Here is a 15,723-nt window from a genome sequence, read left to right on the forward strand (position 1 = left end):
TCTCGCCATGAGATAATAACATTTGTACAAAACCCGCCCTGACCGAATTTGTAGGAGGGAACCAGGTTTGTAGGGGCGGGTTTAGGGACTCTCGTCTCGCCATGAGATAATAACATTTGTACAAAACCCGCCCCATCACCACCATCACCCAGACGCGCCATGGCGCGTCTCTACATTTCTCCCCCACACCCCTACACCCCTACACCCCTACACCCCTACACCCCCACACCCTTACACCCTTACACCCCATCACGGATAAAAACTCAACAACGGTAATCCCAACTTTTCATCCCAGCCCATAACCAGATTCAAACATTGAATCGCTTGACCCGCTTGACCTTTAATCAAGTTATCGGTAACTGACATAACAATCACCCGGTCAGTACGTGGATCAACTTCAACGCTGATATAACACAAATTCGTCCCACACGCCCACTTCGTTTGCGGATACGTCCCACTGGGTAAGACGCGCACAAAGGGAGACGCGCGATAAAATGCATTATAAATCGTCGCCAAATCTTCTCGCACTAATCCCGGATCACGTAATGTTGCATAAACCGTCGCCAGCAGTCCGCGCACCATTGGCATTAAATGAGGCGTAAACTGAACCATCACCTCATGACCCGCCAAATCACTGCAAATCTGCTCAATTTCCGGGGTATGGCGATGACGCGCCACTCCATAAGCCGACACCGAACTATCCGCTTCCGCAAGTAAAAGATTAGTTTTCGCCTTACGTCCCGCCCCCGATGTACCTGATTTCGCATCAATAATCGCCGTATCAGGCTGAATCAACCCTTGTTTAAGCAACGGTGCAAGTGCCAAAAGACTGGTGGTAACATAACAACCCGGACACCCTACCAGTTTCGCCTCAGCGATGCGATCGCGATATAATTCCGGTAAGCCATAAACGGCTGCAGCCACAGTTTCCTGGTCATTGCGTTCTCCCCCATACCAGGTTTTATAGGTCTCCAAATTCTTAAACCGATAATCAGCCGAAAGGTCAATCACCTTACAGCCTTTCGCCAACAACGGCGGCGCCATCTGACACGCCAAACCATTGGGTAACGACAGAAACACCACCTGACAACGGCTGGCAATTTTATCTAAATCAATCTCCTCAATGGTCAAATTCACACAATGACCCAAATGAGGATAGAGTTCAGAAAACGGCTTTCCCGCACTACTACTTCCCCCCAAATAAACCACCTCAACGCCTGGGTGATCCATCAATAGGCGTATCAATTGCACGCCTCCATAGCCAGAAGCACCAATAATTCCGACAGGCAATTGTCCTAAATCACCCATAATATTCCTTCCCTAACAGAGTTAACATCAAAAACAGATGAACATTTGCTGCATTTTAGCTTGAACCAGCGATGGGGGATTCGTTATTTATTTGGGGAACAGGGAACAGGGAACAGGGAACAGGGAACAGGGAACAGGGAATAGGCAATGGGCAATCGGGAATGGGCAATGGGCAATGGGCAATAGGTAAGGTAGAGTTTTGAGTTAACCTCCCCCATCTTCCCGACACCCGACACCCCACACCCCACACCCAACACCCCACACCCAACACCCCACACCCCACACCCGACACCCCACACCCAACACCCCACACCCCACACCCGACACCCCACACCCGACACCCCACACCCGACACCCCACACCCGACACCCGACACCCCACACCCCACACCCTTAACCCCCTGAGTCAGCTACCATAAAATCAGACCATTCCACAGCCAAGAGATAGTACCTCAATGCCAATCCGATTATCCACGCCAGAGGCAAACATTTCTGCTAATCCAGACACAGACACACCTCATTGCCATCCGCCCCATCAGGTTGAACGTCAGCGGATTGGTTCATTGCAGCCAAAAATGCTGAACACCGAAAAAGCCCAACGCATGGCAGAATTGTTCAGTTCCCTGGGTGATACAAATCGATTGCGGATCATCTCCCTACTCGCGATCGCAGAACTGTGCGTATGTGACATCGCCGCCGCCCTGGATATGACTGAATCCGCCGTCTCCCATCAATTACGCACCCTACGAGCCATGCGATTAGTACGCTATCATAAACGCGGTCGCAAGGTCTATTATCGTCTTCAAGATCAGCATGTTCTCGACTTATATCAATCTGTCGCCGAACATTTAGATGAACCTGTCTAACTATGAATCCTAAATTCCCCATTCCCCATTCCCTATTCCCTATTCCCTATTCCCTGTTCCCTGTTCCCTAAACCATGATTATTTGGCAACAAAATAGTGACAATCCCGAAAATGGCGCAAATCTCACCAAAATCAGCAAATTTTGGACAGCGCTAAACAACCGTAAAATTGCATGGCGACAGCGACTAATTCCTTCCAGTGGAAATGCCCAGGAAATCGACTGGGAATGGCAGCGGTTTGACGACGAATTTAAACTGCAAAATCCCCAAATTCGCGGAATTACACTCTACTGGCAAAAAGTGGACACCGATCAAGAACGCAGCACCACCCCCTGGAAACTTGAACTTGATCCGCAACGGCTTCAGCTTTATATTTATCCTCAATCACAGAAAAATTTAGTCATCCGGGTGGGAATTCCGGAAGTTATTTATCAGAACATAGAAATTACCAATCCTCAATGGGAAAGTAACCCCCAAGGAGAAAACCATATTATCACACTGCGCGATAAGCAGCAACAAATAGAAGTAAAACTTACTCTAAGTCCCGAAAATATCGCCCAGCTTAAAGAAAATCTGCCTGGATAGCAGCAGTTGGAGATCCCCCTAAATCCCCCATGGAACAAAAAGCGAAGTATCCTCTGGTCTCCCCCATGGAACAAAAAGCGAAGCATCCTCTGGTCTCCCCCTTTTTAAGGGGGACGGAAGGGGGATCAAAAAGGGAAGAGGGGGATCAAAAAGGGAAGAGGGGGATCAAAAAGGGAGACTTTCTAGTTCCCTCCCCTTGATAAGGGGAGGGTTAGGGAGGGGTTTGTTTCAATGTAGTTGAGATTTTCGATTAAACTGACACCAATGATTAATACCAAATCCGGGCTAGCCACCCCCTTTATCTAGCAGAAGGCAGAAGGCAGAAGGCTCCAAGGGAAAAGATTGACTGGTCAAAGTTTGGCGCATTTTGCTGTGTCCTAATCGCCTTGGCGACTGCGATAAGCTAGTCCGCGCAGGCGGACTTTGTTTGTGTAGCTGCGACTTCTAGTCGCCAGGGCAAAAAAAGTAGATTGTAGCAGCAATTCTACAGCCAATTAATCGTCATCATCATCGTCATCATCATCATCGTCATCATCGTCATCATCATCATCCTCCATTTCTACTTCCTGTTCTTCACCCGATTCTTGCACCTCATTTTCAATTTCTTCAAACTCAACCGCCGCCACATACGGAGAAGAAATCGCCACCGTTTCCCCGGTACTCACCAAAGCTTGATACAAAAATGCCGCCACTTCCGCCCGGGTAGCGATCTGATTAGGATTCAATAACTTGACATTAGGATAATTTACCACAATGCCTCGCTGCGTCGCCGCAGCAACTAACGAACGAACATTAGTCGGAATCGCGGATGCATCATTATAAAATTGTAAAATGTTCGTCGCTGATCCATTCACCGAATAATTTAACCCCTGAGTTAATGCCAGTAATACTTCCAACCGCGATAACGTTTGCTTGGGGTTAAAGTTATTAGCAGAATTAACTGTTAAAAACCCCGTTTCACAAGCTTCTTCAATCGCATTGTATGCCCAGTGACGGGTAGAAACATCCCGGATACTCACATTGCGGATTTTCGTCTTCTCAAACGCCTTACGAATCATCGCCGCAAACTGGGCGCGAGTCACAGGTTCATTGGGACGAAATGTACCATCGGGAAAACCGCTGAGAATGTCTAAGCGTACCAACTCAGCAATAAAGTCCTGCGCCCAATAATTACTGGCGATATCCGTGAAACTCGTTTGTACAGTTCGGCGGATTTGGGAACCGCTAGCGGCGACTTGTTGCTGTTGAGTCGTCCCCCCATTCATCTGAGTGGTTTGACGTTGACTAGCGCGACTATCAACAGTTCCCTGGGTGGTTTGACTGGTGGTACTCCCGGAGGTAATTTCCGTAGTTTCACGGTTGCGGGTGCGGATGCGTTGTTCTTCAATCAGCGTCGCGGTATAACGGGCGGTCATTTTCTGGCTTAAGGTTTCATCCAGGGCGACGACTGAACCCGTTCCATCCGTCCGATACGCCCACAGTTTCTCCTCACTCCCGACAATCACCAACCAGCCGGGAACTAGCGCCTGAGTGCAAATCTGATCACCACCTAATCCCAAACATCCATCGGACCAGGTTTGGCGGGCGACTTTGAGAATTTTTAGCTGGGATGTATCTAAATTATGGCGACGGCTGATATCATCAAGGACAGCCTCTGCGATCGCATCAGGCAACGATTCAACGGTATCTTCTTCTAGGTCGGGCGTTTGGGCAAGTTCCATCCCCTGAATCACCTCCACAGGTAATGTGGGGATAGGATTCGCCACAGAAGGAGAGGCGGTGGCGATCGCGCATCCAACAACGGCGATGATTATCCTACCGCCTGACACAAATAATGGTTGACTCATAACACTTATACCAAACACAAACAAATGGATTCCTAAGACAGAACGGATGAAGGAACTGTTCCCATTTATTCAAACGTGGCGATTCTCAATAAACAGGAATCTGGGCAAAAATTTTCCAGAATCTGCCTCAATCCCGGTATCATAGAACAAAACGCTTAAACAAACTTCATAAAGCACCGTGATTACCCAACCGTTAATCCAGAACAACCCCTTAGAAAAGCACGTTTGGACTTGGCAAGGTCACTCGATTCAATACACCGTCCAGGGAACCGGTCAACCCTTGGTATTGATTCACGGGTTTGGTGCATCCATTGGACATTGGCGCAAGAATATCCCGGTGTTAGCCGATGCAGGATATCGGGTGTTTGCGATTGATCTGTTAGGATTCGGTGGATCAGATAAACCCGCCTTAGACTACAGCTTAGAGGTATGGCAGGAACAGATCAAAGACTTCTGGGACGCCCATATTAACGAACCAACGGTATTTATTGGCAACTCAATCGGGGCGCTATTAAGTTTAATGGTAGTGACTCAAGACCCGGATATCGCCAAGGGTGGTGTTTTAATTAACTGTGCAGGGGGATTAAATCACCGTCCCGATGAGTTAAATTTACCCTTGCGGCTGGTGATGGGAACCTTCACCAAATTGGTCAGTTCTAAAACCGTTGGTCCATTTTTATTTAACCGCATTCGCCAAAAAAACCGGATTCGCAACACCCTGCGTCAGGTTTACTGTGACCCCCAAGCGATTACAGAAGAATTAGTCGATTTACTCTACCAACCCTCCTGTGATCCGGGCGCCCAACAGGTATTTGCGTCAGTCTTGACCGGTCCAGCCGGTCCTGCGCCTGGGGAATTATTACCCAAATTAAACCGTCCTCTATTAGTTCTTTGGGGAGAAAATGACCCTTGGACACCCATTAACGGGGCGGCGATTTACCAGCAGCAGCGCCAAATGGAGAAAGATGTGGCGTTTTTTGCCATCCCCCAAGCGGGTCATTGTCCCCATGATGAGAAACCAGAGATGGTTAATTCCTTAATTCTCGATTGGCTGAGTCAGCAATCTAGCAGCATTAAGGTAAGTTAGGACATTCTTACTGTTCCCTATTCCCTATTCCCTGTTCCCTGTTCCCTATTCCCTTATGAATCCAATTCTTGCGGGTTTTCTTGCCAGTTTACTGGCGGGACTCGCAACTTTTGTCGGTGCGTTACCCGTATTTTTACCGATCCGCTTAACCCAGCGATTACAAGCGATCGCCTTAGGATTCGGGGCTGGGGTGATGTTAGCCGCGACATCGTTTTCGTTAATTGTACCGGGTAAAGATGCAGCGATTTCTCAAGGCGCTTCCCAGATTAAGGCGGCGTTAATTATGGGTGTGGGTGTGCTTTTGGGAACGGCGTTTTTGGGGTTAAGTAATAAGTATTTGCCCCATGAACATTTTTATAAGGGTCCAGAAGGGGTAAATACCCAACATCTCAGACGCATTTGGTTATTTATTTTAGCGATTACAATTCATAACTTTCCCGAAGGCTTGGCGGTTGGGGTTAACTTTGGTGCAGGAAATCCATCCCAGGGAATTCCGTTGGCGATCGGGATTGGGTTGCAGAATATTCCAGAGGGTTTGGTGGTGGCGGTTTCTTTATTGGCGGAAGGCTACTCAAGCCTTTATGCTGTGGGGATTTCATTGCTGACAGGGTTAGTCGAACCTGTGGGCGGTTTACTGGGTGCGGGTGTGGTGGCGATCGCACAACCCCTTTTACCCTGGGGAATGGCGTTTGCAGCGGGTGCAATGCTATTTGTGATTAGTGATGAAATCATCCCCGAATCCCATCGTCAAGGTCGCGAACAGGAAGGAACAATTGGGGTGATGATCGGATTCGTGGTCATGATGCTTCTCGATATTGGCTTAGGGTGAATCTTCGTTGATAAGTAGGTGGACACAATTAAAGTGAACGGTTGAGATTAGGAAGGAACAGGGAACAGTAAGGATTTGAGGCTCCTTAACATTTTTTAGTACAGCGTACAGAATTTATGTCCAGGTAATTAAAAAATTCATTATACCACGGTATTGCCAGTTGTATAACTTTTCTCTATATTTACTTTATAAATAAATCTCCGTCGGTGAATTCACGCGGACTTTTCCATGAACACTACCCAAAAATTTCCGTAGTTCCATGGATGTATTTTGGGCTGAGATCTCCCACAATTGAAATGGGTGAATTCTGTGAGGGTAATCCCTCAGCTAGCCAGGTCAATGATTATGTTGTCTGGCGATTTTGATTGTCAGTTGGTTGCATCTAAGAAAAAAATATGAATCTTGAAGACATTGCTCGGTATTACATTGATACCCCAGCGTATGATCTATCGCCTTCCGTCGTGAAAGCCTTCCGTCAATTTATCGTGGATATAGCACAGGTAGAACTCCAGGGAATAGAGTTCCAGTACGTCGATTTTTTTCCTTATATGAAAGGAACCGAACTGAGCTTAGAGCATATCTATAGGGATTACGACCAAGGTAAATTAATGATTACCACTCAGTTCAAAAATTCTGAACTATTAGGTTCAGACATTAACCTGATTTTCCGCTGCATTCATGAAATCCATCACATCAAACTCAATGTTGGTTTTGATTTAGAAGGGGAATTGGCGACAGCGGTTCATCTAATCGAGAAAACCGATAATCTGTTATTTAAGCAAATTCTCTTCAGTGAAAGCTTAGGGCAAATTGCCGTGCGCTTGTGTAAAGGGAAGTTTCCCGAAAACCAAAAAGTCGTCCTCTTTGAGCCTGAGGTGTTGCACTGTTTGAAAAAAGAGTGGCGCTTGTTGTTATAGCAGTAGACACATCGATTAGGACTTTCGGCACCATAGAGGCGTTCCATGCAACGTCTCTACATAAATGATGTGTCCTAACCGCTATGGCGGTTGCTATAAACTGAAGTTCCTGAATCAGGGGAGATAGAGAAGATGAGGGAGATGGGGAAGATGGGGGAGATCCAACAGGTGCTTTCGTTTTTACACCGGAATCCGATCAAAATAACATCGCCGTCGCAACGCCTGTCGTAGCATCACCTGATACTCTTGCTCCTCTATCGTACAAGCGCCAAATCGAGCCAAGTGAGGATTCATCATTTGTACATCAAACAATAAAAAGCCGCGCGATCGCAACCGCTCGACTAATTTGACTAACGCCACTTTTGAGCCTTCGGGAATCCGATAAAACATAGATTCGCCAATAAATGCGCCGCCAATGACAATGCCTAAAACTCCACCGGCTAGTTCATTTCCTTGCCAGGTTTCAAAGCTATACGCCCAACCTTCTTGATAAAGTAACCAATAAATTTCCTGGAGTTCCGGCGAAATCCAAGTGCTTTCCCGATTAGCACAACCAGCGACAACGCCTTTAAAGTCTCGGTTAATTGCCGTGCTAAACCGCTGCTGATTTAAAACCCGCTGTAGAGATTTAGGATAGCGAAACCGTTCGTCTAAGGGAATGATGGCTCGATGGCGACTGGAGTACCACCCTAATGATCCGGTTTCATCCGCCATTAAAAAGTAGCCTTGAGCATATCCTTGGATTATTGTCGGAATCGTTAACTCCATCATGATCGAACTCGCTTGAGAGTCCCTGTTCTCGAACCGCTCAACTTCAGTTTAAGATTTCCCTGATCGCCCATAATTTCGCTATGCTTAAAAAAAATCTTTCTCAATGATGCTGCTTACACGACCTCAATTGTTGAGGTTGACAAAATTTCAACAGTATGTTTGGTTAATACCAAGTTGTAGTCAAATGTAGCATATAGGGGAGACAAGGGAGATAGAACCGATGAGTCACGACCAAGAGGGTCACACGACGAGGACTTGGCAATTATTGACAATCAGGTTTATATGACGAACCGCTGATGTCCCCAAAATCGTCACTTTCCCCTCCCCAACGAGAATGTTTTGACTGTAGACGGCTAACTTTTAACATTTTATGGCTGAACCCATACCCCCCGTTACCCTTCCCCCTGCTGAAAATGCCCAGCAGGAAGGAAAATGGTTGCGAGACGCTTTGGTTCACTGGCTGGATCATGAATTTATACCAGAACCAGCGAATCAGGACATTGCCGATCGCGCCTCCCAAATCTTTGTCCGCCAACGCTTAGAAGGCGAAAACGATGTCGGCGCGTTAGTTATTGCCATTGTCACCGAAATGCAAGCCTTCGACTTCCGAGAAAGCTTCTATAGTGAATTTGCGATCGCCAACGCCGTCAGCGATTTACTTCTCGACAGTCTGGGGATTGACCGTTGCTGTGGAAACTAGTGATGCGTCATTGGTCATTTGTCCTTTGTCCTTTGTCCTTTGTCCTTTGTCCTTTGTCCTTTGTCTTTCGGTAAGAACGACTGACCAATGACCCAAACCTACCAACTCGATTTAACCACACCGGGTAGTAATCCCTTATGCGCCCATTCCCGCAGCACATGGCGAGATAGACCAAAATCCCGATAGTAACCACGGGGGCGTCCAGTTACCCAACAGCGATTCCGTACCCGATTCGGCGCACTACTGCGGGGTAGCTGTTGAATCTTGCGATGAATTTCTAGTTTCTCGGCTGGAGAGGAGGCATTATCAAACTGTTCTTTCAATGCTGCGCGTTTAGCCGCATACTTCTCAACCAGCTTCTGGCGCTTCTTCTCGCGCTCAATCATTCCTTTTTTAGCCATGAGTCCTTGGCGTTTCCCTAAATAAAGACACTGTTTCCTATCTTATCTTTATCATTCGTCCTTTGTCATTTGTCATTGGTCAGGCAATAGTGCAGACAAAAGCTTACTCATCAAGGGATTAAGCGATTTTGATTTTTCTTCATTTGTCCTAACCTTAGTGCGTAGTGCTATATCACCCGACACCCGACACCCGACACCCCACACCCGACACCCCACACCCCACACCCCATCACCCCATCACCCCATCACCCCTCAACCCTAGCGCTAGGACATAAATCCACCAGCACGCAAGCATTGCACTGCGGTTTCTTCGCCTGACAAATTGCCCGACCATGGTAAATGAGGCGAATTGACCAATTTTCCCAGTCTTCTACAGGTAAAAGTCGCATTAAATCACGTTCAATGCGAATGGGGTCACGATGTTCCGTTAAACCCAGACGCTGAGTCAAGCGCTTAACATGAGTATCCACTGTCACCCCCTCGTGGATATCAAAGGCATTAGCTAGCACAACATTGGCAGTTTTGCGAGCCACACCGGGTAATTTCATCAGCAGTTCGATACGCCTGGGAATCTGACCGCCAAACTCAGCCACAATCATCCGACAAGCCCCTTGAATATTTTTCGCCTTATTGCGATAGAATCCAGTTGGGCGTACCAAGGCTTCTAGCACCTCAATATCCGCCTGCGCGATCGCTCTAGCATTAGGGAATTGGCGAAACAATTCCGGTGTCACCTGATTCACTCGTTCATCCGTACATTGTGCCGAGAGAATCGTCGCCACCAGTAACTGTACAGGAGTGTCATAGTTTAGCGTACAGCGAGCATCTGGATACAGTCGCTTCAGGCGAATCAAGATCTCCAAGGCTCGTTGCTGTTTAGCAGACCATTTACGGGTGATGCTCATGAAAAATCTAGGGAAGCAATGTAGAGACGTAGCATGCTACGTCTGGGAGCGGGGGGAGATGAGGAAGATGAGGAAGATGGGGGAGCAGGGGAAGATGAGGAAGATGGGGAAGTTAACTCAAAACTCTACCTACCTGTTCCCTGTTAACTGTTAACTGTTAACTGTTAACCGTTCCCTATTCCCTATTCCCTGTTCCCCGTTCCCTGTTCCCTGACATCATTGAAACAAATTTTGCACCCAACTAGAGGGAACTAAATTTGCCGTATCCCGCACAATCAAGAAAATACCTAATCCCAACAACAAGACCAATCCCGTTTGCATAATATTTTGCTGAACTTCCGTGGGGATAGGTTTACCGCGAATTCCCTCGATCGCTAAAAATGCCAATTGACCGCCATCCAGCGCGGGTAAGGGCAAGATATTAATAATCGCCAAATTGATGCTAATTAACGCCGCAAACTGAAACAGATTCCCTGCATCAGAACGGGCAATATTCGCGCCAATTGCCACAATCGCTACTGGACCTGATACTTGTTCGGCTGTTTCATTAAAGTTGCTAATCAGTTGACCAAAACCTTTGGCAATTTCCGTACTCAGGCGCTGATATTCGTCAGCCGCAATCGTAAACATCTCAACGAGTCCGTCAGCGTACTTGCGGACTATTTCCCCATTGGGTGCCAGTTGTACACCAATTTTACCTTTGCCATCGTCTCCCGGTTCTGGCGTCACGTCCAGGGACACGGTTTGTTCACCCCGCTTAATCGACAGTTCTAGGGGTTGGTTGGGGGAATTTTGAATTTCGGTCATGAGGGTAAGGATTGCACCCCGACTGGCGCCCAAGGGTTGATCCTCAACCGCCAGAATGACATCACCCGGTTTAATTCCGGCTTGTTTCGCCACGAGGCTACTTTCTGCGGCAATTTCTGGAACCTGTACTCCAGGCTGGTAATTGAAGTCAGTAATTCCCACTGTTCCCACCTGTACCACCAGAAGAAAGTAAGCAAAAATCAGGTTGGCAATTACCCCAGCACTAATTACAATCGCTCGGTCTAAAACGGGTCGATTGCGGAGTAAATTTGGGTCATCCGGGGAGATCTCGCTATCGGGGTCATCATCGGGGAAACCCACAAATCCGCCTAGGGGGAAAGCGCGTATCGCATATTCGGTATCCGGTCCCTGGTATTTCCACAGAACTGGCCCAAAACCCAGAGAAAAGCGATTAGCATAAATTCCCTGCAAACGAGCTGCCATAAAGTGACCCAGCTCATGCACCACAATCAAAACCGCCAAGACTGCGATCGCCGCCAAAATTGACATAAGAAGTAATGTAACGATTGCTTGCGTCCTTTCTATTGTACGTTGCCGCTTTCCATACTTGGGCAGATGGTCGCCTGATCGACGATTTGTTGTGCCGAAGGTTACAACACCTCACGCCCCATATAGGGACGTAGAACCTCTGGTATTTTCACTGTACCGTTTGGTTGCTGGTAATTCTCTAAAATTGCCGACAGGGTGCGCCCAATCGCTAATCCTGAGCCATTCAAGGTATGGACAAACTGAGTTCCTTTTTTGCCCGTTTCCTTAAAGCGTAGGCTACCGCGTCGCGCTTGGAAATCACCGCAATTGGAACAACTGGAAATTTCCCGGTATTTGCCAGAGGACGGGAGCCACACTTCTAGGTCATAGCATTTTGTGGCAGAGAATCCCAAATCTCCGGTACACAGTTCAATAACCCGATAAGGAAGGTTTAACGCCTCTAAAATTGCCGCCGCATCCTGCACTAGCTTTTCATGTTCGGCTTCCGAGGTACTCGGATGAACAATTTTGACCAGCTCAACTTTATTAAACTGGTGCAGTCGAATCAACCCTTTGGTATCTCGTCCATAACTCCCGGCTTCTCGGCGAAAACAGGGGGTATAGGCGCAGTGATAAATGGGGAGTTGGGAGGCGTCTAGGATTTCGTCACGGTACAGATTGGTTAAGGGAACTTCCGCCGTAGGCGAAAGCCACAGATCATCACTGTCGCACTTGAAGCTTTCTTCAGCAAATTTGGGCAATTGACCCGTCGCCATTAATGAGCGGCTGTTAATCAGTATGGGTGGGATCACTTCCACATAGCCGGCGGCAATTTGCCGATCTAGCATAAAACTAATCAACGCCCGCTCCAAAGCCGCACCAGCGCCAATTAGACTGACGAAACGGCTTTGGGCGACTTTTACCGCCCGCTCAAAATTAAGAATACCCAGGGTTTCGCCAATTTCCCAATGGGGTAAAATCTTGTCATCTTGGGGAATATACTCGTCCCCCCAACGGCGCACCTCTACATTTTCCGCTTCACTCTCACCCAGGGGAACTGAGGGACTGGGTAGATTGGGTAGGGAGAGTAAGAGTGCCTCAATGTCGGCTTTAAGGTCTTTTTCTTGAGGTTCTAGTTCACTAATTTGAGTTTTAACCTGATTGCCTTGTTCTCGCAGGTCTTGGATTTCCGGCGCATCAGGGGAACTCCCGGCTTTAATTTTTTGACCGATGAGTTTGCCAATCTCATTACTACGGGCTTGCAGGCGACTACGGGAGGTTTCTAGTTCCCGTTGACGCTGATTCAAGTTCAAAATGGGCTGAAGGTCATATTGACCCGCCCCGCGTTGTTCTAGGCGTTCTTGGACGCTTTGGGGATTTTCTCGGATTTGCTTTAGATCAAGCACAGATTTTTACGGATACTGGGCAAAAAGGACAAATGGCGAAGGACGAAGGACGAAGAACCAATCACCGATTAATGCGATTGAACAGCCAAATCGCCACAGCGATACCTGCAAAATGAGCCGTAATCGTGTTGATATTCGCCTGTACCAGGAATAAGTCTAAGGGTCGCACGAATCGATTGGCTTCGTACACCGTTAAGCCAGACGGTTGAGAAATCGAACGGATCACAATGCTGCCGATAATGGCTTGGGCACCCAAAATCGTCAATAACATGCCCGCCATATTGACGATTAATCCTAGCCTAATGGTTTTGAGGGTATCGGCTTTGCTGGGTCGTGTTTCCACATTACCAGTCAACAGTTGCTTGGAAATACGAGTATAGCGCCATGCAATGTAGGCACCTACGCCCAGCGTGACTAACCCACATATTGCTAAAAATATGCCAAACCCAACCCCTTGTTTATCTTCCGTCGGTCCGAGGGTACGACCAGCGATTCCCGTGAGTAAGATCCCCAGGGAAACAACGCCGAGGACTAATTGTACCCACAAGGCAATCCGACCAACGGTACGCAGCACCAAGGCGATGCGCTGGAGGGGGGCGGGTAGTGAGGACGTATCGGGCAATTCTGGCATGGGGACTCGAATCCGTGAGTGACACCTACTTCATAATTTAACCAGGAGAACACAGAAGCTGTTATTTATGCCAGCGAAACGCTAAGTAGTCGGACAAAAGAAAACGGTACTGTATTAAGTTTTGTAAATCACCCTCAAACCCTTACTGTTCCCTGTTCCCTAATCTCAACCGTTAACTTTAATTGTGTTCACCCACTTAATGTTCACGGCGGTTTGTCACTCCCGATAAATTTTCATAATTGATAAGTTATATTTCATAATCTTCAGCTTATTCCTCCGAGAACTTTTAATGATGATTATGCGTCTGTGAGCGCAGGTGCTTGAGCCAAGCTTTAGCCCGACGGCGGGAACCTCATCGTCACGTCAGCTCATGGAGGAAGCGTATGGAACTGAATTGGAAACAACGTTTATCCTACGCCATCTGTGCTATCGCTTTAGTCTGGAGTTTGTCGTTGTACAAAAATCAGGTCAGCACGAATCCCCTATCTGCGGCTCAACAACACTGGCAGGCGATCGCAACGGCTAATCCTGATCTGTTAATCTATGGCTACAGTGATCATGCCGTTCTTAAGCGCTCCTACAATGTACCTGATGTGAATCAAACCTATCAGGGGCTCTCCATCTACTCAGCTTGGCAGGACTTTTTCCGCCAATATGATATCAAAGACTTTCAGGTACTCGAGCAACAACGGCGCGATCGCACGGTTAAAGCTCAAATTCAGATCACCGCCAAATCTGATCAGGGACTGATGGTGGTTTGGTCAATGTCTTACCAGGCTGATTTCGATCAAACGGGTAAGATTATTAAAGAAGTTTGGCAGACGAATCCAGAACTGGGTGTTTAACTAACGTTTTCCAGACCCCTCCGGAAATAGGGTAGCATCTCCAAGTCGTGACCAATAGACGGTCTGAAACCCCCTTAGGGAAAACGTTAAGGAATTGAAAACAAAATATTGCGGACTATTGCTCAATCAGCTAGTAGAAATTATTAATGCTAGCAATGCGATCGCGCACTCAGGTTGCACACTAAGGGGACGATTTTCCCTGGATCTGGACTTGGAAGCCTCGATGTTTTTGGAAAATCACTCCATTACTTAGCTAAAATTGATGGAGATTATTCAGTGCTGTTGCATCTGCCGTAACCAAACTAACGAGTGCATTAGACGACCTCAATACTTTGAGGTTATAAAGTATCAGAGGAATGAGCAAGCCGAGATTGCTCATTGCTGATCGATACATTGCACCGAACTTTTTCAGGGTGTTGAAACCATGGTTAGTTTTAGGAAAACTGTCCCATGCAAATCTGACTCACTGGGATATTCAGCGGACTATGCAGATGAAATTTGAGGATATCTATCAGTTTTTTCAAGACCCTCCTCCCAACTATCTCAACAAGGAATTAGCCGTATGTTATGTGTTGTCTGTCCTCATAGAAGGGGAATCCTATGGCACTCACTTGATCCAACAACTCGAACACGAATACCCAACCTATCGACTGTCTGATACAGTTCTTTACAGCGCCCTCAAGTTTCTAGAAGAAGCTGGGGCAATTACTGGGTATTGGAAAAAAGTGGAAGGACGAGGACGCCCCCGTCGTATGTATCAGATCTCTAGCGAATGGCGGGATAAAGCCCGCGAACTAGCAGGGTTTTGGCGTGGCTATATTACTCAGGAGAAACAAGCAATATAGCACATTTCGGCAGAATTACACCATCAGTAACAACCTTTCCCCAACTCAAGTTCGGTGCAAACACGGGTTTGTAAGGTGAACTGATGGGCAGTTTCTGCCGTCATGTACGGGTTCTTCGGCTAAATGAGTTATTATTGTCAACGACAGAGGAGCTGTTGAGTCTCTTCTGGCTCAACTGTTGAATCGTCAGGAACCCTACGCCTAAAGGCGGGGGCTTGGAATTGAGCCCATACCTGACCAGCCTAAGACCTACGCGGTCTACGTTATGCCCAAGAGTTAAAGTTCGTACCTACAAATGCGTAGCTAGTTTGTAGCTCTACAACTCCAGCATTAAACAGGCTTACAAGGGTTAAACCAGTGTGTTGGAGATAGTACCGAGGCATAACTTATGCGAAGCTAACGTTACCCCGGAAACGGGAGGGGCGCAAGCCCAATCAAAATAACCCTTATGCGTACAGGTTGAAAGCACGAGTCTGTAATTGCCCA

At 47.4% G+C, this 15,723-nt stretch carries 17 protein-coding genes; 8 read left to right on the plus strand and 9 right to left on the minus strand.

Going from position 1 to position 15,723, the window contains the following annotated elements:
* Positions 1-249: 249 nt before the first annotated feature.
* Both argC and RIE73_RS05910 read right to left on the minus strand, forming a co-directional pair.
* A complete protein-coding gene (gene argC, locus RIE73_RS05905) occupies positions 250-1,308 on the minus strand; it encodes an N-acetyl-gamma-glutamyl-phosphate reductase (protein ID WP_446400313.1) in 1,059 nt (352 codons plus the stop codon).
* A gap of 204 nt (positions 1,309-1,512) precedes the next feature.
* Positions 1,513-1,698: a hypothetical protein gene (locus tag RIE73_RS05910; protein WP_446400314.1), complete on the minus strand. Its 186-nt coding sequence runs from the start codon at positions 1,696-1,698 to the stop codon at positions 1,513-1,515.
* Positions 1,699-1,762: 64 nt separating this feature from the next.
* Here RIE73_RS05910 and RIE73_RS05915 point away from each other — a divergent pair, with 64 nt between their 5' ends.
* Positions 1,763-2,173: an ArsR/SmtB family transcription factor gene (locus RIE73_RS05915; protein ID WP_446400315.1), complete on the plus strand. Its 411-nt coding sequence runs from the start codon at positions 1,763-1,765 to the stop codon at positions 2,171-2,173.
* Between the two features lie 74 nt (positions 2,174-2,247).
* On the plus strand, positions 2,248-2,757 hold the full coding sequence (locus tag RIE73_RS05920; RefSeq protein WP_446400316.1) for a hypothetical protein: 510 nt from the start codon (positions 2,248-2,250) through the stop codon (positions 2,755-2,757).
* A gap of 494 nt (positions 2,758-3,251) precedes the next feature.
* Here RIE73_RS05920 and RIE73_RS05925 read toward each other — a convergent pair whose 3' ends face one another.
* Positions 3,252-4,604, minus strand: coding sequence for an S-layer homology domain-containing protein (locus RIE73_RS05925; protein ID WP_446400317.1), 1,353 nt, complete (start codon positions 4,602-4,604; stop codon positions 3,252-3,254).
* 178 nt (positions 4,605-4,782) lie between these two features.
* Between RIE73_RS05925 and RIE73_RS05930 the strand changes: the two genes are divergently transcribed.
* The 3 genes from RIE73_RS05930 to RIE73_RS05940 all read left to right on the plus strand — a co-directional run bounded on the left by RIE73_RS05930 (position 4,783) and on the right by RIE73_RS05940 (position 7,437).
* On the plus strand, positions 4,783-5,691 hold the full coding sequence (locus RIE73_RS05930; RefSeq protein ID WP_446400318.1) for an alpha/beta fold hydrolase: 909 nt from the start codon (positions 4,783-4,785) through the stop codon (positions 5,689-5,691).
* 55 nt (positions 5,692-5,746) lie between these two features.
* Positions 5,747-6,520: a ZIP family metal transporter gene (locus RIE73_RS05935; RefSeq protein WP_446400319.1), complete on the plus strand. Its 774-nt coding sequence runs from the start codon at positions 5,747-5,749 to the stop codon at positions 6,518-6,520.
* A gap of 395 nt (positions 6,521-6,915) precedes the next feature.
* Complete coding sequence (locus tag RIE73_RS05940; protein WP_446400320.1) at positions 6,916-7,437, plus strand: hypothetical protein; 522 nt, start codon at positions 6,916-6,918, stop codon at positions 7,435-7,437.
* A 180-nt stretch (positions 7,438-7,617) separates the two neighbouring features.
* On the opposite strand, the gene aat is transcribed toward RIE73_RS05940, so the two are convergent.
* Positions 7,618-8,205, minus strand: coding sequence for a leucyl/phenylalanyl-tRNA--protein transferase (aat, locus tag RIE73_RS05945; protein WP_446400327.1), 588 nt, complete (start codon positions 8,203-8,205; stop codon positions 7,618-7,620).
* A gap of 373 nt (positions 8,206-8,578) precedes the next feature.
* Between aat and RIE73_RS05950 the strand changes: the two genes are divergently transcribed.
* Positions 8,579-8,908, plus strand: coding sequence for a hypothetical protein (locus RIE73_RS05950; protein ID WP_446400321.1), 330 nt, complete (start codon positions 8,579-8,581; stop codon positions 8,906-8,908).
* Positions 8,909-9,006: 98 nt separating this feature from the next.
* Here RIE73_RS05950 and rpsN read toward each other — a convergent pair whose 3' ends face one another.
* The 5 genes from rpsN to RIE73_RS05975 form a co-directional block, all read right to left on the minus strand.
* Positions 9,007-9,309: a 30S ribosomal protein S14 gene (gene rpsN, locus RIE73_RS05955; RefSeq protein WP_446349045.1), complete on the minus strand. Its 303-nt coding sequence runs from the start codon at positions 9,307-9,309 to the stop codon at positions 9,007-9,009.
* Between the two features lie 245 nt (positions 9,310-9,554).
* Positions 9,555-10,214 (minus strand): endonuclease III, encoded by a 660-nt coding sequence (gene nth / locus RIE73_RS05960; protein ID WP_446400322.1) that lies wholly within the window; start codon positions 10,212-10,214, stop codon positions 9,555-9,557.
* 216 nt (positions 10,215-10,430) lie between these two features.
* Positions 10,431-11,531 carry an RIP metalloprotease RseP gene (gene rseP, locus RIE73_RS05965; protein ID WP_446400323.1) on the minus strand — a complete coding sequence of 367 codons (1,101 nt, stop codon included), beginning with the start codon at positions 11,529-11,531 and terminating at the stop codon, positions 10,431-10,433.
* A gap of 101 nt (positions 11,532-11,632) precedes the next feature.
* The gene (gene serS, locus RIE73_RS05970; protein ID WP_446400324.1) at positions 11,633-12,916 is read right to left on the minus strand and encodes a serine--tRNA ligase; all 1,284 of its coding nucleotides are present in this window, start codon (positions 12,914-12,916) and stop codon (positions 11,633-11,635) included.
* 61 nt (positions 12,917-12,977) lie between these two features.
* A complete protein-coding gene (locus RIE73_RS05975) occupies positions 12,978-13,547 on the minus strand; it encodes a DUF3611 family protein (RefSeq protein ID WP_446400325.1) in 570 nt (189 codons plus the stop codon).
* 383 nt (positions 13,548-13,930) lie between these two features.
* On the opposite strand from RIE73_RS05975, the gene RIE73_RS05980 reads away from it, so the two are divergent.
* The gene (locus RIE73_RS05980; protein WP_446400326.1) at positions 13,931-14,392 is read left to right on the plus strand and encodes a hypothetical protein; all 462 of its coding nucleotides are present in this window, start codon (positions 13,931-13,933) and stop codon (positions 14,390-14,392) included.
* A gap of 491 nt (positions 14,393-14,883) precedes the next feature.
* The gene (locus RIE73_RS05985; RefSeq protein ID WP_446400328.1) at positions 14,884-15,237 is read left to right on the plus strand and encodes a PadR family transcriptional regulator; all 354 of its coding nucleotides are present in this window, start codon (positions 14,884-14,886) and stop codon (positions 15,235-15,237) included.
* Positions 15,238-15,723: the final 486 nt, after the last annotated feature.

Source organism: Coleofasciculus sp. C1-SOL-03 (genome assembly GCF_040220555.1).
Taxonomy (GTDB): Bacteria; Cyanobacteriota; Cyanobacteriia; order Cyanobacteriales; family Coleofasciculaceae; genus Coleofasciculus.

Excerpts from the sequence above, each read along its gene's own strand:
- argC (WP_446400313.1), bottom strand. The coding sequence starts at position 1,308 with ATGGGTGATTTAGGACAATTGCCTGTCGGAATTATTGGTGCTTCTGGC.
- RIE73_RS05915 (WP_446400315.1), top strand. The coding sequence starts at position 1,763 with ATGCCAATCCGATTATCCACGCCAGAGGCAAACATTTCTGCTAATCCA.
- RIE73_RS05920 (WP_446400316.1), top strand. The coding sequence starts at position 2,248 with ATGATTATTTGGCAACAAAATAGTGACAATCCCGAAAATGGCGCAAAT.
- RIE73_RS05925 (WP_446400317.1), bottom strand. The coding sequence starts at position 4,604 with ATGAGTCAACCATTATTTGTGTCAGGCGGTAGGATAATCATCGCCGTT.
- RIE73_RS05935 (WP_446400319.1), top strand. The coding sequence starts at position 5,747 with ATGAATCCAATTCTTGCGGGTTTTCTTGCCAGTTTACTGGCGGGACTC.
- RIE73_RS05940 (WP_446400320.1), top strand. The coding sequence starts at position 6,916 with ATGAATCTTGAAGACATTGCTCGGTATTACATTGATACCCCAGCGTAT.
- aat (WP_446400327.1), bottom strand. The coding sequence starts at position 8,205 with ATGGAGTTAACGATTCCGACAATAATCCAAGGATATGCTCAAGGCTAC.
- RIE73_RS05950 (WP_446400321.1), top strand. The coding sequence starts at position 8,579 with ATGGCTGAACCCATACCCCCCGTTACCCTTCCCCCTGCTGAAAATGCC.
- rpsN (WP_446349045.1), bottom strand. The coding sequence starts at position 9,309 with ATGGCTAAAAAAGGAATGATTGAGCGCGAGAAGAAGCGCCAGAAGCTG.
- nth (WP_446400322.1), bottom strand. The coding sequence starts at position 10,214 with ATGAGCATCACCCGTAAATGGTCTGCTAAACAGCAACGAGCCTTGGAG.
- rseP (WP_446400323.1), bottom strand. The coding sequence starts at position 11,531 with ATGTCAATTTTGGCGGCGATCGCAGTCTTGGCGGTTTTGATTGTGGTG.
- RIE73_RS05975 (WP_446400325.1), bottom strand. The coding sequence starts at position 13,547 with ATGCCAGAATTGCCCGATACGTCCTCACTACCCGCCCCCCTCCAGCGC.
- RIE73_RS05980 (WP_446400326.1), top strand. The coding sequence starts at position 13,931 with ATGGAACTGAATTGGAAACAACGTTTATCCTACGCCATCTGTGCTATC.
- RIE73_RS05985 (WP_446400328.1), top strand. The coding sequence starts at position 14,884 with ATGAAATTTGAGGATATCTATCAGTTTTTTCAAGACCCTCCTCCCAAC.